Below are 18,115 nucleotides of genomic sequence, written 5' to 3' on the forward strand. Positions count from 1 at the left end.
GTGCCTGTAAATGAGAGTAGCTATAAATTGAAGTAACTATAAAATTTTTCATAATGTTCACAAACAGTCGTTGGGGTTAATACAAGCCAAGTGTTTGGTACAGCTTCTAACCTGAGGATGTCAGTATAGATCTTCTGTTAGCTTAACATTATTTTTAAATAGCATATCTTAGAGCGCTTCGTTTTGATCTATTTGTTTTGCTGGTTATCATAACAAGCTACTCAAGTAATGACAGTTTAACGTGGTAACTATTTGCTACGTTTTTGTGAGTCGCTGTCTTTTTTCATTGGGGCGTCGTTGTGTTTGTTTTGTTTAGCCGTATTTAATCGGCTTTTTAGGATTGTTTTATTATGCCCTCAAGTCACAACAATAGAGTCAGTAGCTGGGATGAGATAGAAGACTCAGCGCTGGTTCAATTGGTGTATGTTAGTAGTTTGACGCTTGTCTCACGTTTAAGCGCCTCTATATTTGATGAAGTAGAATGTCATGCGCGTAACTATAATCAACAGCATGGCATTACAGGTACTCTATGTTATGGTAGTGGTCATTTTTTGCAATGCATCGAAGGTGAGAAAGCGCACGTATTTGCCTTAAAGCAACGCATATTTGCGGATAAGCGCCATAAGAATACTGAAATATTGTTGTTGCAGAGGATAGAACATCGCCGTTTTGCGGATTGGCGTATGCGCTTATTATTTTTAGAGCGTTGGTTATGGTCACCAGCGAGCAAAAAGCAAGCCGCACAGTTATCGCCATATTTGCCATTTGCGCCGCATAATTGGTCGCCTGATCGTACCGAGAATTTTTTACAAATCATCAAAACCTTTGATACGCCGCCACATATTAAAGCAGCTGGTATTACCTATAATGCACTGGGCAACATGTTTCGTCATATCGCCGCCCCGCATCAAGCATTTTTAATCGTTCAAGGTTTTTTAAGTGTGTTATTAGTGGTAGCGCTAGTGTTGTTATTTTTATAGATAATCGCTTTTATAAGACAAAAAAAGACGCTAAACCATTACGTTTAGCGTCTTTTTCATACTCGCTTATTTATTACTTTAATTATTAAATAAGCACTTACATATCAAAAATCTTGCCACGGTTCATAATATTATTTGGATCAAAAACTTTTTTCACCTCTCGTAAGTACTCAATCTCAGTCTCGCTGCGGCTATAATGTAGATACGGCTTTTTAGTCATACCGACGCCATGTTCAGCTGAAACCGAACCGCCATATTTTTGCACGGTTTTAAACACATACTTATTAACAACCTGACATTCAGCAAAGAAATCATCTTTGCTCATGTTCTCAGGCTTTAAGATATTAAGGTGCAAGTTACCATCACCGATATGCCCGAACCAGCAAACCTCAAAGTCAGGGTAGTTGCTGCTGACGATGTGATCAATCTCGGTGATAAACTCAGGGACATAGCTTATCAGTACGGATACATCGTTCTTATAAGGCGTAAATACTGAGATGGTCTCAGAAATGTATTCACGCAGCTTCCACAGCTCTTCAGCCTGTGCCAAGCTCTGGCTCATGACACCATCGACGACCCAGCCTTGTTCCATACAATGCTCAAATATCGCCATGGCTTTATCCATGATCGGCTCGTACGGCGCTTCGAACTCTAGTAGCGTATAGAACTTGGTACGCGATTCAAATGGCTCTTGTATTTGACCATGTGCCATCAATTTATCAATCGCCACATCGTCAAAGAACTCAAAAGCCGTCAAATCAATCTTCGCTTGAAAGGCTGATAGCACATTCATGACATCATTAAAGCTGTCCATACCAAGTACCATGACATTTAAGTCTTGTGGCTGACGCTCAAGCTTAATTTGTGCATGGGTGACGAGGCCAAGCGTGCCTTCACTACCGATAAATAATTGACGCAAATCATAACCGGTGGCATTTTTTACCATACCGCGATTGAGCTGCAAGATATCGCCTTTACCAGTGACCACTGTCAGCCCCATGATCCATTGACGAGTCATGCCATAGCGTATGACTTTGATACCGCCTGCATTGGTGCCAATATTGCCACCTATCTGACTTGAGCCAGCTGAGGCAAAGTCAACAGGGTAGTAGAGGTCTTTCGATTCAGCGAATTGCTGCAACTGCTGCGTGATAACACCGGCTTCGACTTCAACTATTCGATCGGCCGGATAGAACTGTCCGATACGGTTCATCTTATCCATACTGACGACAATCTCACCATTGGCGGCGACAGCACCAGCTGACAAACCAGTACGACCGCCACTTGGCGTTAGCACCACATTGTACTCATTGGCAAGCAGTACGATGGCTTGTACTTGCTCAGTAGTCTTCGGAAAGACGATAGCAGCAGCAGCAGGGGCAAAGTGCTTGGTCCAATCTTTGCCCCAATGCTCTAAGCTCTCAGGGTCGGTTTTGATTTGGCTGGCGTCAAACTGATGAACATCCATCAAAGTGCTCAAAATAGTTTGAACAGCAGCTGTATGGGTTGCAGAGGTACTTTGGCTAGATAAAGAAGTCATGGTCAAATCTCGGTATAAACGTAAGCGCTATGCCTAAAGGGGATTATTATATCGCTAAATGGATATAAACATAGCTACATAGGTATGTTTATATAGTACGTATTTATATGATTATAAGTGAGCCAGTAAAGCAATGATAGAAAGATGTCATGCTGCGTGCTTATATGGCGGTAAATGGCAAAAAATAGTTTAATAAACGTCGAACAGCGTGATTTACTATAGCATAAAAAGTTTTCAGGCTTGATAACCAATAATTCATCTAATCTGCTAACATCGCCGCCCAATTTTGTGTAAGATATCCAGACTGTTTTCGTTTCACCCACCCTATAGTTAAAGCATTGGTAAGTGGTTACGACGTTAACCTCATTTAATGTACTCAGTGTATGGTTTGCGCTTGGTTACTTTGTACCTACTTTAAACGGCTTCGACTACAGATTATCCCTCAGATAATTTTACAAGACAATTATAGGACAGTTCTCATATGGCGTTATCACTACAAAAAGACAAAATCCGGTTTTTATTGCTTGAAGGTCTACATGACAATGCTTTAAAAGTATTGGAAGGAGCTGGTTATCATAATATCGAGAATATCAGTCACGCATTAGATCAAGATGAGCTGATCGAAAAGATTAAAGACGCTCACTTTATCGGTATCCGTTCGCGTACGCAATTGACACGTGAAGTACTTGAGCACGCGCACAAGCTCATCGGTATTGGCTGCTTTTGTATCGGTACCAACCAAGTAGACTTAGACGCCGCTCGTGATTTGGGTATTCCCGTCTTTAACGCGCCATACTCAAATACCCGCTCGGTGGCTGAACTGGTATTGGCCGAAGCCATCATGCTATACCGCGGCATTCCTGAAAAGAACGCCACAGTACATCGCGGTGGTTGGGGCAAGTCTGCGACCAACTCACATGAAGTACGTGGCAAGACAATCGGTATCGTCGGTTATGGCTCTATCGGTTCGCAACTGTCTGTCTTAGCAGAAAGCTTTGGTATGAAAGTCATTTATCATGATGCTGTGACCAAGTTGCCACTAGGTAATGCGGTACAAGTAGGTAGCTTAGAAGAGCTACTATCAACGGCTGACATCGTGACATTGCATGTACCTGATGTACCAAGCACCCGCTACATGATGAAAGCTGAGCAGTTCGCGCATATGAAAGACGGCAGTTACTTTATCAATGCCGCTCGTGGTACTTGCGTAGAGATTGATGATTTAGCCGCTGTGCTTGAATCTGGTAAAATTTTGGGCGCAGCGATTGACGTGTTCCCGAAAGAGCCAAAATCAGCTGATGAAGAGTTTGAATCACCACTGCGTAAATTTGATAACGTCATCTTGACGCCGCATATCGGTGGTTCAACTCAAGAAGCACAAGCCAATATCGGACTTGAAGTCGCTGATAAGTTTGTTAGATACTCTGACCAAGGTGACACAGCGACAGCCGTGAACTTCCCAGAAGTTTCTATTCCATTCAAAGAAAACTCGCATCGTCTGTTACATATTCATAGAAACGTGCCAGGCGTGTTGTCTCAGATCAACCGTCTGTTTGCAGAAGCAGGAATTAACATCCTAGCACAGAGCCTAATGACAGAAGGCGATGTCGGTTATTTGGTCATGGATGTTGACTACAATGATTCAACTGCCGCGCTAGATCAGTTAAAAGACGTAGAAGAGACGATTCGCGTGCGTATTTTGTTTTAAATAATATTTGCATGTAAGCATAATTTTAGCGTAACAGTAGCAGACCATCATTCAGATAGTCTGCTATTTTTTTGTCTTAAATCAAGCAATTGCAATGTTCAATCATGGCATTAATGCTTTTTATTTATGAGTAACCCAAATTATAGAGAATGTAAGTTTTACATTCGCTATACTCATTTTTATATAAGTTAACATTATCTTAATTATACGGTCTTATTAACAATTTAAACTACACCAGTACATTAAGCCTATAATGATGAATATATTTTTAATGAACAACATGATTAACTATGTTTTTGAGGTAAATCACGGTTATTTTCTACGGACAGGCATACTTACAAATGGTAAATAGCTTGCTGAAGAAGATAATTCATTTAACACATACAATTGACTGAATAGGATGATTCATGAAAAACAACTTACTCAAGGCAGCTGCATTTGGTAGCGTATTAGCTATGACTGCAACGGCTAGCCATGCTGCTGGTGATCAAGATAAATATCAATTATCTAGTCATATTTTAGACATTAGTACAGGCAAACCAGCACCAAACGTCAATGTAAAACTGATGATGCAAGAGAAAACTGGTAGCTGGAAATTGCTTGATGCGCAAAAGACTGATAATAATGGTCGTATCGGCAACTTCTTACCGAATCAAGACGGCGTTGAGCATGATGGTACTTATAAGTTGATTTTTGAGACGACTCCTTATTTCCGAAATCAAGGTCTAGAGTCTTTCTATCCGTATGTTGAAGTCAATTTCAATATCGAAGGCGATAACCATTACCATGTGCCAATCACTTTGTCTCCATACGGCTATAGCACTTACCGCGGTAGCTAATCCATATGCGATAGCTAAGCCATATTACGTACTAAGTAAGTCATAAGTCAGTACTAATAAAGCAAAAAAGGACGCCCCAATCAAATATTTGATTGGGGCGTCCTTTTTGCTTTTATCCATCTTAAACTTATTCAGCGTTAGCTTTATTGGCTTCCTCTGCTTAACGACGTGCTTCAATTTTAGCGGCTTTGCGTTTCTCAATCACATCAATCACATCGCTACCAATATGCGCTTCGCCACGTTTCTTTGCCAGCTGCATTTGATGCTCACGTTCGCGAAATCTGGCTTTTTGCTCGTCGGTCGCTTTATCAATGCAGTGTGGGCATGACTCGCCTTTGATGTAAGCAAGGCTTTGCATGTCATCGACAGTAATGGGCATACGGCAGGCGAAGCATTGCTCATAGTTGCCTTTTTCTAAGTTATGATTGACCGACACGCGGTTATCAAAAACGAAGCAATCGCCTTGCCACATAGACTCGCTGGCTGGAATTTCTTCTAGATATTTTAAGATGCCGCCCTCTAAATGATACACCTCTTCAAAGCCTTGCTCACGCATATAAGCAGTAGACTTCTCACAGCGTATACCACCGGTACAGAACATCGCGACTTTTTTATGTTTGGCTGGATCCATCTCTTTTGCGACGTATTCTGGGAACTCGCGGAACGTCTCTGTATTTGGATTGACGGCATTTTGGAACGTGCCGATTTTAACTTCATAATCATTACGGGTGTCGATAAGAATGACGTCAGGGTCTGAGATTAACGCATTCCATTCGCTTGGTTTTACATAGCGTCCAACTGATTGCAATGGGTCGATATTTTCAACGCCCATGGTAACGATTTCTTTTTTGAGCTTCACTTTGGTACGATAAAAAGGCTGAGCATCGGTATAAGATTCTTTAAAGGTAAAGCTGCCAATCGCTTCGATACTGCGCAGATACTCAAGGACGTTATCGATACCTTGGCGTGTGCCAGAAATCGTACCATTAATGCCTTCATTAGCAATCAATAACGTGCCTTTGACATCATTATCGAGCATATTATTTAAAATTGGCTCGCGGTATTGCTCAAAGTCAGCAAAACGCGTGAACTTATATAGAGCGGCAACGACGATGTTATTGGTGACGCTATCGTAGGCTGGGGCTGATTTGTTGTCGGTGACAGTGCTGTTTTGGATATTGCTAGCTGTATTATGGTCTTGAATGGTACTCATGTTTTTCTCCTGCTGGCTAGGTCGCAAACCTAGTGCATTGGGTTTAAGGTGCTTTTTAAAATTAACAGTTGAAATTAATTGGTAATGCTATAACACTAGCGCGATTGTGGAATTGGCTAATGCGGGCGTAGTGTAGCAAATTTTAGGGAAGTTTTGGAGGTTTTATCGTTCTTAAGCCAGATATAGGTGATAATGATAATAAAAATAGACAACAAAAAAGCCCAGTAAAATACTGAGCTTGTTTTATATTCACTGCGTAAAGCAAAATTAGTGTTTACTTACTCTGGAACCAAGTATCGGCTTTGCTACGAGCGCTAGCGATGTCTGAACTTGACAAGTTCAATGCCAACTGACCAATTTTACCGCGTGCTTTATTACGTACTTTTTCATCAAGCATACCATCACGGGCAGCCAAATCGTACCATTTATAAGCATCGACGAGATTTTTTTGCTTTTCATCGAGCAATGCAAGGGTATAGCTGGCACGGTTATCGCCACGCATAGCGGCTTTTTCTAACCAAACTTTCGCTTGTTGCAAGTTAGGCTGCACACCTTCACCACGCAAATACATGATGGCAAGATTCAACTGAGCAGGGGCAACGCCTTGCTGAGCCGCTTTGGTATACCACTGGATAGCTTGTTGGGTATTCTTTGCAATGCCTTCGCCTTTCTGTAAGCGCTTGGCTAAATAAAACTGAGCGTGATCGTTACCTTGGGCAGCGCGGTTAGACAGCTCACTGACTGGCATTAGCTCAAAACGTGACGTATCAAGTGGCACGTTTGATATTAACTCAGCGTTTGCTAGACCTGCACAAGAAAATAAGGCAGTAAACAACGCAGCTTTTAATAATTTCATAGCAGCTCCAAAATTAGGCAGTTAATAAGCAAAAAAAGTTGCACCGCTAAAAGAATTTAGATGGCGATAACAATTAGGTGAAATCTTGCGATACCAACTTACCTAATCATTAGCAATATAATTAATCGATGTAGTGTGGCAAATTCCTTTAATCGAACCGATAAACGGTCAGAATCAGGGTGCGATTGACGCTATTTTGCTAGCTTAACACCCAAACTTACGAAACTCAAATACTAATTACATGATTTAATGCGTATTCATACCTCATTGTCCTCAATAAAATCATAGAGTTACTTAAGCGTAAGAATAAATTAACCAGCTATTAAGGTTAAAATTTGTATTTATGAGCTGTGCTATCGCTTTCAATCAATGTTAGGGCGTGTCCTCAATTCAATCCATTATCCTCTAAATGGGCAAAAATGGTTAAATTTTGCCAAATATCGTCAAATAGCTTAGCAATATCTCGATATTATTTGCGCTACTTTCCTTGTTTGACGGCAATTTATCTCATTTTTATCACCATTTTTAAAATAAAGACACGCCCTAAGTAGATAACCCTATTATTCAGATTTTTGTTTGGTGACACGATAGATAGCGACGTCTGCCAATAGGTTGGGTGCTTGGCGTATCAATGCTTTCATAAGTGGCGTATGACCTTTTTCAGAATCGCTGACGGCAAAGCGGTTGACGATATGAATATCATGCTGTGCACAAAGCTGCTCAAAATCTTTAAACGTACACAGATGAATGTTTGGGGTGTTATACCACTCATAAGGCAATGCCTCTGAGACAGGCATCATCCCTTTAAGTCCTAAATGAATGCGGTTTTGCCAATGAGCAAAGTTAGGGAAGGTGATGACGGCTTCGCGAGCAACACGTAGCATGTCAAGTAAGAGCACATCAGGCGATTTCACCGCTTGCAGCGCCCGTGCCATGACGACGGTGTCGAAACTGTTATCAGCGAAACGTGCCAGACCATCATTCAAGTCTTGCTCGATGATAGATAAGCCTTTGGCGATACCATCGTTGATTTTTTCTTCGTCAATCTCAAGTCCGTAGCCAGTGACGCCGCGATTTTGTTGTAAATGCGCGAGTAGCTCACCATTGCCGCAGCCCAAGTCCAGTACATGTGAGTGCGGCGCAATCCAGCGCTCAGCCAATTGATGATCCATTCTCATGAGCGTGCTCCTGATTTTTGCTGGCTGCTTTGATTTGTGCTTTGTGCTGGTTGTTTTGATTTGCTGTCGGTGATAAATGGCGCAGTCAAAAATCCTCGGACGGCACCCATATAACGAGGAATATCAAATAAAAAAGAATCATGACCATGCGGCGCATCGACATTGATGTAGCTAACTGGTTTGCCAGTCGCCATCAGCGCATCGACAATCTCTTGTGAGCGCTCCGGTGCAAAGCGCCAATCCGTGGTAAATGAGACCACCAAGTATTGGCATTGTGTATGGGCAAAGGCCGCTTTGAGCGCAGAAAGCTCTAGCTGACGATTCTGTTCACTCTCATCTATCGTTGCCACCGTATCTTCTAACGCAGGTTGCGTGCTTTGTTTACTAGATTCCACTGATGTGGCAATCGAGTCCTTAAGCTGTGCTGCTGATTCTGTCGAATCTGTTGCCATGGCTGATGGATAGTCACGTGTTGGATCAAAATAATCTAAAGCTTTAGTCATAAGCAAATAAGTATTGGCATCGAAATTTTCGCTAAAGCGCTCGCCTTGATAGCGTAAATAGCTTTCCACTTGAAACTCAACATCGTAGCCATACATAAATTTGCCAGACTTTAAATCACGACCAAATTTCGCCTTCATCGCGTCATCGGTTAAGTAAGTGATATGCCCAACCATCCGAGCCAATATTAGCCCGCGACGAGGGTAGGTGCCTGCTTGTAAGTAACGTCCCTCTTTAAAATCAGGGTCAGACAATATCGACTGCCGCGCCACTTCGTTAAAGGCGATATTCTGTGCTGAGAGCTTTGGCGTGCTGGCAATGACCACGCAGCGTTTTAACCGATTTGGATAATCAACTGACCATTGCAGCGCCTGCATACCACCCATAGAACCACCAACAATGGCATGCCAAACGTCAATACCGAGACGATCTGAGAGCATCGCTTGGGTTTTTACCCAGTCCTTAATAGTGACGAGCGGAAAGTCAGGACCATAAACTTGCGGTTCATTGCTATCTGGATTAATGGTCGTTGGACCAGTAGAGCCGAAACAGCTGCCGATGTTGTTGACACATACGACATAAAACCGATTGGTGTCGATCGCTTTATTAGGGCCAATCATATTGTCCCACCAGCCAGCCTTTTTATCATCAGCACTATGGAAACCTGCCGCGTGATGACTGCCGGATAGGGCGTGGCAAATGAGTACCGCGTTTGATTTGTCGCTATTTAGCGTGCCATAAGTTTCGATGATTAAATCAAACGATGGCAAAGTACGATTACATTCTAACGTCAACGGCTCAGCGAAATGAAAAATCTGAGGCGTGATAATTCCGACTGAACCGACTGAGTCCACGGTATTCACTAAGCTGGCCGAATGAAGCGTATCTGTCGGGGACTGGTCACTGGTATTATTAGGGCGTGCGTTCAAAGCTACCTCGCAAGACAACAATTATCAATAAAATAAAAAGGGCAAACTGTCGATAGGCAGTGTTGCCAATACTGCTTTGCCGACACTGTTTTTTAAATGTTTTTCTTACAATGTGCTTGCCTATTGTATGGTGATGCGCGTAGGAGTACAACCGTCGAGCGAGTCTTTTGAGCATAGTCTTTTAAGCATGGTTCTTAGGGACGATGGGTGGTAGGTAGAGAAGAGTTAGGGTGAATCAATGATTGATGACTATCCATAAATAGCAATAAATAGCAACTAAGTATCAAATTGTATAAGGGTGCTTTTACCATGCGTTATTAATGGATAAAATGCTACACTAATAAAGCATTTAATCAATCATGACTTAATAATCTTTTATCGCATATTCTTCTTTAACTAACCTAATAATAAAATAGTGCTGCTATGAAACCTGAACTGCCTCCCCGTATTGCCGTCCTATTAGTGAACCTAGGTACGCCAGATGAGCCAACAGCGCCTGCCGTACGTCGTTACTTAAAACAGTTTTTGTCTGACCCCCGTGTCATCGAGATTCCGAAATTCTTGTGGGCGATTATTCTCAATTTGTTTGTATTGCCAAGCCGCCCTAAACGTGTGGCAAAAGCCTATGCCAGTATTTGGGAAGGCGACTCACCGATTCGTAAGATACTAAAGAGCCAAGTGGAGCTATTGGAACCACGGCTTGCAAATAGTGCCGCACCATTTCGGGTTTCTGTCCATCCGGCGATGAGCTATGGCAATCCTGGTTTGCCTGATGTGATGGATACCTTGCGCGGTGAAGGCGTTGATCACTTTGTTATCTTGCCATTATTTCCACAGTATTCTGCTTCCTCTGGTGGCGCTGTTTACGATGCACTGACGAAGTGGACGCTCAAGCAGCGCAATTTGCCGAACTATACTATTGTCAAAGATTACTTTGCGCATCCGCTGTACATTCAAGCATTGGCTGATTCGATTCGCCGCTTTCAAGCAGAGCATGGCAAGCCTGACAAGCTGATGTTTAGCTTCCACGGTATCCCGCAGCCTTATGCTGATAAAGGTGATCCGTATCCTAAGCGTTGTAAATGTACCGCCGCGCAAGTGGCTCACGCGCTTGGTCTAAAGGATGACGAATGGATTATCAGTTTTCAATCACGCTTTGGCAAGCAAGAATGGGTCAAGCCCTATACCGATGTGGTACTAGAAGATTGGGGCAAGTCAGGTGTGCGCTCGGTACAAGTCATTAGTCCAGCTTTTTCTGCTGATTGTCTGGAAACGCTAGAAGAGCTGGCCATCGAAAATCGTGAAAACTTTCTTCACGCGGGTGGACAAGAATATCACTATATTCCCGCATTGAACTTGGATGAGGCGCACATTGATTTGCTCGAAGCGCTCAGTGCGCCATTGGTCAAAGGCTGGGCGGGAACGCTAGATGGTTGGGCGTAATAGCATTTTTTTTAAATCATAAAAAAATACCGGATATCATGTTCGGTATTTTTTTGACTAAATGATTTTAATGAATTTGATTAAAATAGAATAAAGTTGGGATTTTTGGTGACTGATATGTAAAACTATGCCAAATAAACTTTTGTGTCATTGTCAATTTTACGTTTGCTTAACTTTATTTTTGAGGATAAATATGTCCAGCTCCAATTATTCACAACCCTCTGTGTCTCTACAAAAACCTAACGGTCAACCACCGAACTTACCGCCCACTGACGAGTATGGCGGCCTATTACCGCAGTTATTGGTAGAACCTCGAATGTGCCAAGCAGGATGGGGTATAAGTTGGATTACCAAAGCATTTGCAATATTTAAAGATCAATTTTTATTATGGTTAGCTATTGGTGTTGTTTATTTAATCATTGCTATGATTGGTAGTAGCGTACCCGTGATAAATTTCATTTTTCCTTTTCTTTCCTTTGTTTTTGTTGGTGGAATAATAAAAGGTTGTGCCGATCAAGCTATAGGTAATGAGCTGAGGTTTGACCATCTTTTTTCAGCTTTTTATACGCATCTCAAGCCATTAGTTATTTTATTCGTCTTGTATTTAGTAGCTGTTATTGTTGCAATGATACCTATGCTGATTATATTCGGTGGTATGGCTTTGTCTTTAGCTCAGGAGTCAAGTGACGTTGCGATTGCAGGTATGGTATTGGGTGTTTTATTGGTTTTTGTACTATTATTTCCTGTACTTATGGCTATCTGGTTTGCACCTGCTTTAATTGTGCTTCACAACACTGAGCCTGTTCAGGCAATGAAAATGAGTTTTAAAGGATGTTTAAAAAATATCTTACCATTTTTCGTTTTTTGGTTAATTGCTCCTATAATAATGATATTGATGGTAGTTTTTACACTAGGACTAGGTATGTTAGCACTGCTTCCAATAGGTATGATTACCTACTACACCAGTTACCGAGACGTTTGGACAGATCAGCCATTGTCAGCGCTATAGTTGGTTGTTTAACAGACCCTAGTATCAGAAGTACAGTAGGCACAATAAAAAAGCACGCCCATTATATCGAGCGTGCTTTTTTATTGTTTGAAAGCTTTTTTATCATGAAAGAGCGTGGTTAAAAATCGTCATCATTACTACGTTCCGCCGCATCTCTATCAGCGATATCGACAATATCTGGGTAATCGCTGTCATCCAAATTATCGTCCACTAATACTTCATCGATTCGCGATTCGTCTATATTTTGATGATGGATAGGGGTTAGCCCTTGAATTGCATCACTTCCGGCTTGTGAGTTGTCGAATCCTGCGCTATTGTCAATGACATCATCATTATCAATGGTATGCAACATAGGGTCAGCCAAATCAATTTCTTGGCTGTTATTATTGATGTCCGTATCACCTTCAATGTGATCCATTACTTCTGGTAATGGGCTTTTTGAATGGTCCATCATGGTTTCCTTATTATTGATAGTTATTATTAATGGATGTGACTGATTTTACTTATTAAGATTTATTTATTAAAAGCATTGTGACTTTATTAAAAACATTGTGACGTGTTATGACGCTTGCTAATAGTAGTAAGGTGTCACAGGATGTTCAAAAAATGTAAGACAAGTACAAGATAGACATAAAAATAGGAAATATACGATGGTATCAAGTAGTAGGTTGTTCGTCACAATATCCTTAATCAGTGCCACAATAGGTTTGACTGCTTGTGAAGGTGTACCTTTTTCTGGTAGCAGCGCCCATAGCAGCTTGGATAATGCTGATTTAAAACAGCCGTTAATTATCGATGCCAAACTGCCAAAAGACACGACAGCCATAGACTGCGCACAATTAACGCCGAAGCAAATAGTTAAGGTAAAAGGTCACAGCGTACTCAGTGCAAGCTGTGATTTAACAGCCAAGTCGATACGCTTTGAGTTGAATGATTCGCACAGCTCCCTTGACTGTCAGGGCGCACTACTCAGTACCAGTACTGATGATGCGTCAACGGCCAGCGCAATTATGATTAAGCCCAAAACAGATAGCGCTATCGAAGATATTACCGTTGCCAATTGTCATGTGGATGGCTATGGTCATGCGCTACATATTCGCCAATATAGCCAGCCCAACCAGCGTTATGCGCGCGGCTTGATAGACCCTGCTGCCAATCGTGCGCTTGCACCAAGCGATATTCGTGTGATTAATGTGAGTAGTCAAAACAGTATCAATAGTGGCATGTTCGTCGGTGATCATGTGCATGGCGTGAGCTTTGATAAAGTACGTATTCAAAATGCAGGCACCGTTGGATTATATCTGGAATTTGGTAGCCGCGATAACGTGATTAAAAATTCGGTGTTTGTCGGTAATGGTTTCCGTACCTTTAAGCCCAATCGTGAGGCGATAGCAGTTGATTCGTCGAGTAATAACCGTATCGAAAACAATCAATTTATCCATAATGGGGCAGGCAGTATTTTGCTGTATCGCAATTGCTTTGAGCATGCCGATGACAGTACGCGGGGCAATCATTTTAAGCGTACCGAGTCGAGCCGAGACAATATAATTCGTGGCAATATTTTTAACGACGAGCCAGTCGGGGTTTGGGTCGCATCAAGACAGTCACGCAATCTCAAAGGTTTTGAATGCGGCGCTTATTTGCTTAAGCAAACGCCATTTGCCAGCTATCATTTAGACAGTGCTAAGGACTATCAGATCATCGATAATCGATTTGAGCAAGTCGAGCAGGGCATCATCGTAGAGGATGACGGCACGCTAATAGCTGGCAATAAGTTTGCAGCGAATGTGCGTTTGCCCATTTATGTCGGTTCTGAAATTCGGGAAGACAGCGCAGCAGGGGCGATAAAAAATACCGTTATTAAAAATAATGTTTTTATTGATAAGAGCGCTGAGCAAGCCATAAAAATTCGTGAGGCAAGCAAAACGGCTACTCATATTGAGCAGCCGTAAGTGTGGTTTTATATTAAATAAGCGTTATCGGTAAACAACAGTATAACGAATAGGTGATGTTGTTATTACGCACCAACCTTGGTATTGACCCAGCGGATTACAGAATCTGGCGTGACTTGCGAGACTGCTTGAAAGAGTTTTGCTGGCATGCCCACAGAGTAATGCGTACTTTTGAGTTTACGATTGGGACTGGTCGTCAATTTACACAATGTTTTGGCGACATCGTTGACCGTTAGATGGATGCCCAAGCGATCCATACTGGTCACTTCGATATCGGCAGTCATGTCAGATTTGACCCACAGCGGCATCACATCGATCACCTTGATACCCAATTTTTCGTACTCAATATTAAGGCCTTCTGTGAGACCTCGCACAAAAAACTTACTGGCCGCATAAGTCGCAACTTCGGGTTGACCATAGATAGCAGAAGCAGAGGACACATTGATAATTTTGCCGTCTTTGCTATCAGCCAGATAAGGCGCCAGTTTATGACAGCCAATCAAAACACCTTTACAGTTGACGTCAATTAAAGCCAGCTGCTCATCCAAGTTGGTCGTTGGTAATGCGCCACTGACTAGCACCCCAGCATTATTAATGAGTGCATCAATACCACCGAAATGTTCAATCATTTGATTGATCGCATTGTCCCACGAGTCAGGCTGGGTGACATCCAGCTGACCTGTGATAACACGCTGTTGTTTGACGGCTTTCTTAAAAGATTTGTCTTTAATGGCGCTTTCAAGTGTGGCAGTATTGGTCGCAAATAACCCAATATTGTGGCCTTTTTCCGCCAGCTTTTTGGCGGTGGCCAAGCCGATACCACGTGATGCGCCTGTAATCAATATATTCATAATAAGTGACTTAATCGTTATTAATCATGAGTAAATCGAGGTCGTATATTAGGATGCTTATCCCTCGGACTTATTATTATAGTCATTCCACTATAATAATATTACTGCGTTAGCCTCGCTTGAGGTATTAAATATACATCTACACTCGGTTGCCTTGTACTATTTTTAAATTGAACCGACTGTAGTATAACAAATTCGTCTAAATATATTTTGCTAGAGAGTATAACTATTGATGTAGAGCGCATGGTAATTAATATAACGAGTATTTATCACTGTTAGCAGAGACACTCTGCGTTAGTGTGAAGCCGTTTGACAATGCAGCTCGCTCGTCTCTTCTACTTGACAGTCGTACTCGTTTAAGTTTAAGCGCCACAAATAAATCAAGGCAATGCCATAAATAGCAGTCTCTGACAGCTCTTCTGTAATGACGCCCAAAGCTTCGGGAATCATAATGGCGTTTTCGCCCATATATTCTAATAATGCCAAGGAAGCGACGCTAACATACAAAGAAACGGGTACTTTTTTTAATATTGCCCAAAGATAACGCCATGAATAAGCCAATAAACCAACGATCAGCACATAAACGATGGTCAGGACGAGGTCTTCCCACCAGTCATAAGAATGGCTGAACAACACAAAGTCAGTGGGAACCAATAAGTCTGGTAGATAATTTAACTCACGGCGTATCACAGCAAAGAATACCAGCACCGCTGCCAACCAAAAAGCTCGAATCTTTTTAAATGTATTTGTGGCAGAGCTCTGTCGTAAATACTGCACGCAACGTAGCAGACAGGCGAATAAAATAATAATGCCAGGGATTTCAATGATGCCATCTGAACTCAAAATAAAAACCTCCTGATTTTTTAAAATAAAAAAAGTGAGCACAAAGGCTCACTTTAGACCGAACATTATCCAATGACATATAACGCAATAAGCCGCTATTATAACGCCAATGTCAGCGCTATAACGTTATTTAATATAACTAATAAGTCATATGTCATTGTTAACAATAGCAAACAAATGCCCTTTATTATGCACATTGCTATCGGCTATTTATACCTATGACGATACAACCAATTCAATAGATAGTAGGGTTAAAATAAGGCTTCCATCCGTAATAATGCTGACGGGTAATGGTCCTTATCCGCTGTTTTATCATTGTAATAATTTAGCTCTGTTTGTACATAAAGCCACTCTCGCCAAACGGGTTGGCGGTAGCTTATAGCAGGGCCATAGCTGTTTAATGTTGATTTTTCATGGTCAAAGTAACCGCCAGTAGAGACACCATAAGCCAGCTGTTTTTCATTGCCCAAATAGTGCACTTGTCTGAGATCATTGCTCCAGTCTGTGCTTTCTTCATTGTCTTGATTGCGATAACGGATGGCGGTGCGATTATTGATGAACCGCTCAGCATTTGTGCCATATTGCAGATTTAGCCCGCCTTTTGCATAGTGCTCACTATCGAGTCCATAACGATAGTAACTATCACTAGTGACAGTCCATTTTTTGTTGTCATACCAGTCTTTATCGACGCTTACTTTTACGTATAAGTCATCGAGCGAGCGAACCCCGACATCGATATCTGTTTTGACCCCTAACTGCTGCTCAACCTCATGACTAAAACGTGACCAACGAAGGGCGATAGAACCATTGTCTTCTCGCGTTTTTCTCCTGTTGACGAGTCCGTCTTGGTTATTGGTACTTGCTTGGTAAGTATCGCCCGTCACATTCTGTTTTAAGAAAGTATCTTCATCTAAATCCTCATCACCGATAATCAGGCTCAATCTTTTTTCTAACACTGGCAATCGTAAACGGCCGCGAATTCTAGGTTCAACGCTCACGTCACTGCCTGATTGTGGATTGTTGACCCAGCGGGTATCTAGTACAACTCGTAAACTGGCTTTGGCGGGTTTTTTGGGATCCGGTTCGCCGACCCAACCGTCCATTTTGTGTGCCCATTCATGCAGCTGTTCTTGGACATCTTCACGGCGTTCGTCCGTCCAGTTTTGTGCTCCTTGTACTGATGGAGCAGACTGCTCGGTAGATTGAGGTAGATAGCCAAATTGATTGAGGTTTTCATCTCGATTAGCGTTAGCGTCATGAGATAACGAAGCTGTGTCAGATTTTAGCGGTTCGACTTTCGGCTCTGTGGTGGGCGTAGTATCCGCCCATGCTTGCGTGCATAAACTTAAGCTGGCAAGTGTGTAAAGGGTAATGGTGTTGAGATTTGCTGGTTTAATCATGGAGAGCTTCAATTACTTTGGGTAGCTAAAAAGGACAAACAAAAGTATTATGCCATAGGTCGTTAAGCACATACATATAGAGGCGCTATTATATGAAATTTTTAATCATTGTAAGCTTGTTTCTGATGGTCTTGTCTTCAGCACATGCTGAAATATCTATTGATGTCAGGCAAGCTGTTGAAAGAATTATGAGTGTTTATTACAGTTCAAGCTATGATAAGTTGCGTGGTTGTACCTTATATGACGACGGCTCAGAAACCTATTGCCTTGCTCCTAAGCATTATGAATTTAAAAACATCGAGGGAGTAGATACTTTATATGTTTTGGTTTCTGGTGATACGGTGGAAGATGGTGCACGAGTGACACCAGGATTTGGCGGTTTATTCATACTTTATAAATTAGGCAATTCTTGGGTAGTATCTGCAAGCGAGCCTTACATAAGAAATGGTGGAGCAGGTCGAAGTCAGCTGATAGGTTTCGATTTAAGAGAAGTGGGTGCTGATAGGTACGGTTGGGTAGGTAAGTTTTGTGGCTCCGGTGCAGGTGGTCAAACCAATTGTTTTTGGAGTATGTACGCTGCTATGACAAGTGGTAAAGTCGAAGAAGTGGCAAGATTGGATTTAGATTATTCGTATGAGCTTATGAGTAAATCGTCATATGGTGAAGCTGAAAGTGATGTTAGTATCAATACAGGTGGGGTTATGACTCAAGGCTTTTATCCCTTAAAAGTCACTGTCGATTACGAACACGGTCTTTATGATAACAACTACGAGCCAATACCCTCTAGTCTGGATAAAGGTACAGATAGCTTTATTGTAGAGTTCAACGAGCAGACACAGACGTTTAACTTGCCAGATGATAAAAGTTAAGATG

16 protein-coding genes are annotated in these 18,115 nt (G+C 41.9%); 7 read left to right on the forward strand and 9 right to left on the reverse strand.

Going from position 1 to position 18,115, the window contains the following annotated elements:
• Positions 1-350: 350 nt before the first annotated feature.
• Positions 351-980, forward strand: a complete 630-nt coding sequence (locus AK822_RS02425) for a BLUF domain-containing protein (protein ID WP_060490446.1) — start codon at positions 351-353, stop codon at positions 978-980.
• A gap of 97 nt (positions 981-1,077) precedes the next feature.
• Here AK822_RS02425 and AK822_RS02430 read toward each other — a convergent pair whose 3' ends face one another.
• Positions 1,078-2,448, reverse strand: a complete 1,371-nt coding sequence (locus AK822_RS02430; RefSeq protein WP_228139078.1) for an FAD-binding oxidoreductase — start codon at positions 2,446-2,448, stop codon at positions 1,078-1,080.
• 553 nt (positions 2,449-3,001) lie between these two features.
• On the opposite strand from AK822_RS02430, the gene serA reads away from it, so the two are divergent.
• Positions 3,002-4,228: a phosphoglycerate dehydrogenase gene (serA, locus tag AK822_RS02435; protein WP_045453737.1), complete on the forward strand. Its 1,227-nt coding sequence runs from the start codon at positions 3,002-3,004 to the stop codon at positions 4,226-4,228.
• 407 nt (positions 4,229-4,635) lie between these two features.
• Positions 4,636-5,067: a hydroxyisourate hydrolase gene (gene uraH, locus AK822_RS02440; protein WP_205628056.1), complete on the forward strand. Its 432-nt coding sequence runs from the start codon at positions 4,636-4,638 to the stop codon at positions 5,065-5,067.
• Positions 5,068-5,227: 160 nt separating this feature from the next.
• Here the strand turns inward: uraH and AK822_RS02445 are convergent, their stop codons facing one another.
• The 4 genes from AK822_RS02445 to metX all read right to left on the reverse strand — a co-directional run bounded on the left by AK822_RS02445 (position 5,228) and on the right by metX (position 9,669).
• Complete coding sequence (locus AK822_RS02445) at positions 5,228-6,280, reverse strand: oxygen-dependent tRNA uridine(34) hydroxylase TrhO (RefSeq protein WP_167541663.1); 1,053 nt, start codon at positions 6,278-6,280, stop codon at positions 5,228-5,230.
• A 274-nt stretch (positions 6,281-6,554) separates the two neighbouring features.
• Positions 6,555-7,136: a tetratricopeptide repeat protein gene (locus tag AK822_RS02450; protein ID WP_045443681.1), complete on the reverse strand. Its 582-nt coding sequence runs from the start codon at positions 7,134-7,136 to the stop codon at positions 6,555-6,557.
• Between the two features lie 560 nt (positions 7,137-7,696).
• Entirely contained in the window at positions 7,697-8,314 is a 618-nt protein-coding gene (metW, locus tag AK822_RS02455; RefSeq protein WP_060490448.1) for a methionine biosynthesis protein MetW, read from the reverse strand.
• On the reverse strand, positions 8,311-9,669 hold the full coding sequence (gene metX / locus AK822_RS02460) for a homoserine O-acetyltransferase MetX (protein ID WP_060492150.1): 1,359 nt from the start codon (positions 9,667-9,669) through the stop codon (positions 8,311-8,313). The genes metW and metX overlap by 4 nt, the downstream gene beginning before the upstream one ends.
• Before the next feature lie 498 nt (positions 9,670-10,167).
• On the opposite strand from metX, the gene hemH reads away from it, so the two are divergent.
• Together hemH and AK822_RS02470 are read left to right on the forward strand one after the other, a co-directional pair.
• Positions 10,168-11,187 carry a ferrochelatase gene (gene hemH, locus AK822_RS02465; RefSeq protein ID WP_060490449.1) on the forward strand — a complete coding sequence of 340 codons (1,020 nt, stop codon included), beginning with the start codon at positions 10,168-10,170 and terminating at the stop codon, positions 11,185-11,187.
• A 193-nt stretch (positions 11,188-11,380) separates the two neighbouring features.
• Entirely contained in the window at positions 11,381-12,196 is an 816-nt protein-coding gene (locus AK822_RS02470) for a BPSS1780 family membrane protein (protein ID WP_060490450.1), read from the forward strand.
• A 118-nt stretch (positions 12,197-12,314) separates the two neighbouring features.
• On the opposite strand, the gene AK822_RS02475 is transcribed toward AK822_RS02470, so the two are convergent.
• Positions 12,315-12,647: a hypothetical protein gene (locus AK822_RS02475; RefSeq protein WP_060490451.1), complete on the reverse strand. Its 333-nt coding sequence runs from the start codon at positions 12,645-12,647 to the stop codon at positions 12,315-12,317.
• 199 nt (positions 12,648-12,846) lie between these two features.
• Here AK822_RS02475 and AK822_RS02480 point away from each other — a divergent pair, with 199 nt between their 5' ends.
• Positions 12,847-14,148, forward strand: coding sequence for a right-handed parallel beta-helix repeat-containing protein (locus AK822_RS02480; protein ID WP_060490452.1), 1,302 nt, complete (start codon positions 12,847-12,849; stop codon positions 14,146-14,148).
• Between the two features lie 65 nt (positions 14,149-14,213).
• Here the strand turns inward: AK822_RS02480 and AK822_RS02485 are convergent, their stop codons facing one another.
• The 3 genes from AK822_RS02485 to AK822_RS02495 all read right to left on the reverse strand — a co-directional run bounded on the left by AK822_RS02485 (position 14,214) and on the right by AK822_RS02495 (position 17,242).
• Positions 14,214-14,999 carry an SDR family NAD(P)-dependent oxidoreductase gene (locus AK822_RS02485; RefSeq protein ID WP_060490453.1) on the reverse strand — a complete coding sequence of 262 codons (786 nt, stop codon included), beginning with the start codon at positions 14,997-14,999 and terminating at the stop codon, positions 14,214-14,216.
• Between the two features lie 294 nt (positions 15,000-15,293).
• Positions 15,294-15,842, reverse strand: coding sequence for a hypothetical protein (locus AK822_RS02490; RefSeq protein WP_228139051.1), 549 nt, complete (start codon positions 15,840-15,842; stop codon positions 15,294-15,296).
• A 251-nt stretch (positions 15,843-16,093) separates the two neighbouring features.
• Positions 16,094-17,242, reverse strand: coding sequence for a hypothetical protein (locus AK822_RS02495; protein WP_060490455.1), 1,149 nt, complete (start codon positions 17,240-17,242; stop codon positions 16,094-16,096).
• Between the two features lie 92 nt (positions 17,243-17,334).
• Here AK822_RS02495 and AK822_RS02500 point away from each other — a divergent pair, with 92 nt between their 5' ends.
• On the forward strand, positions 17,335-18,111 hold the full coding sequence (locus AK822_RS02500; protein WP_060490456.1) for a hypothetical protein: 777 nt from the start codon (positions 17,335-17,337) through the stop codon (positions 18,109-18,111).
• Positions 18,112-18,115: the final 4 nt, after the last annotated feature.

This window comes from Psychrobacter sp. P11F6 (assembly GCF_001435295.1).
Taxonomy (GTDB): domain Bacteria; phylum Pseudomonadota; class Gammaproteobacteria; order Pseudomonadales; family Moraxellaceae; genus Psychrobacter.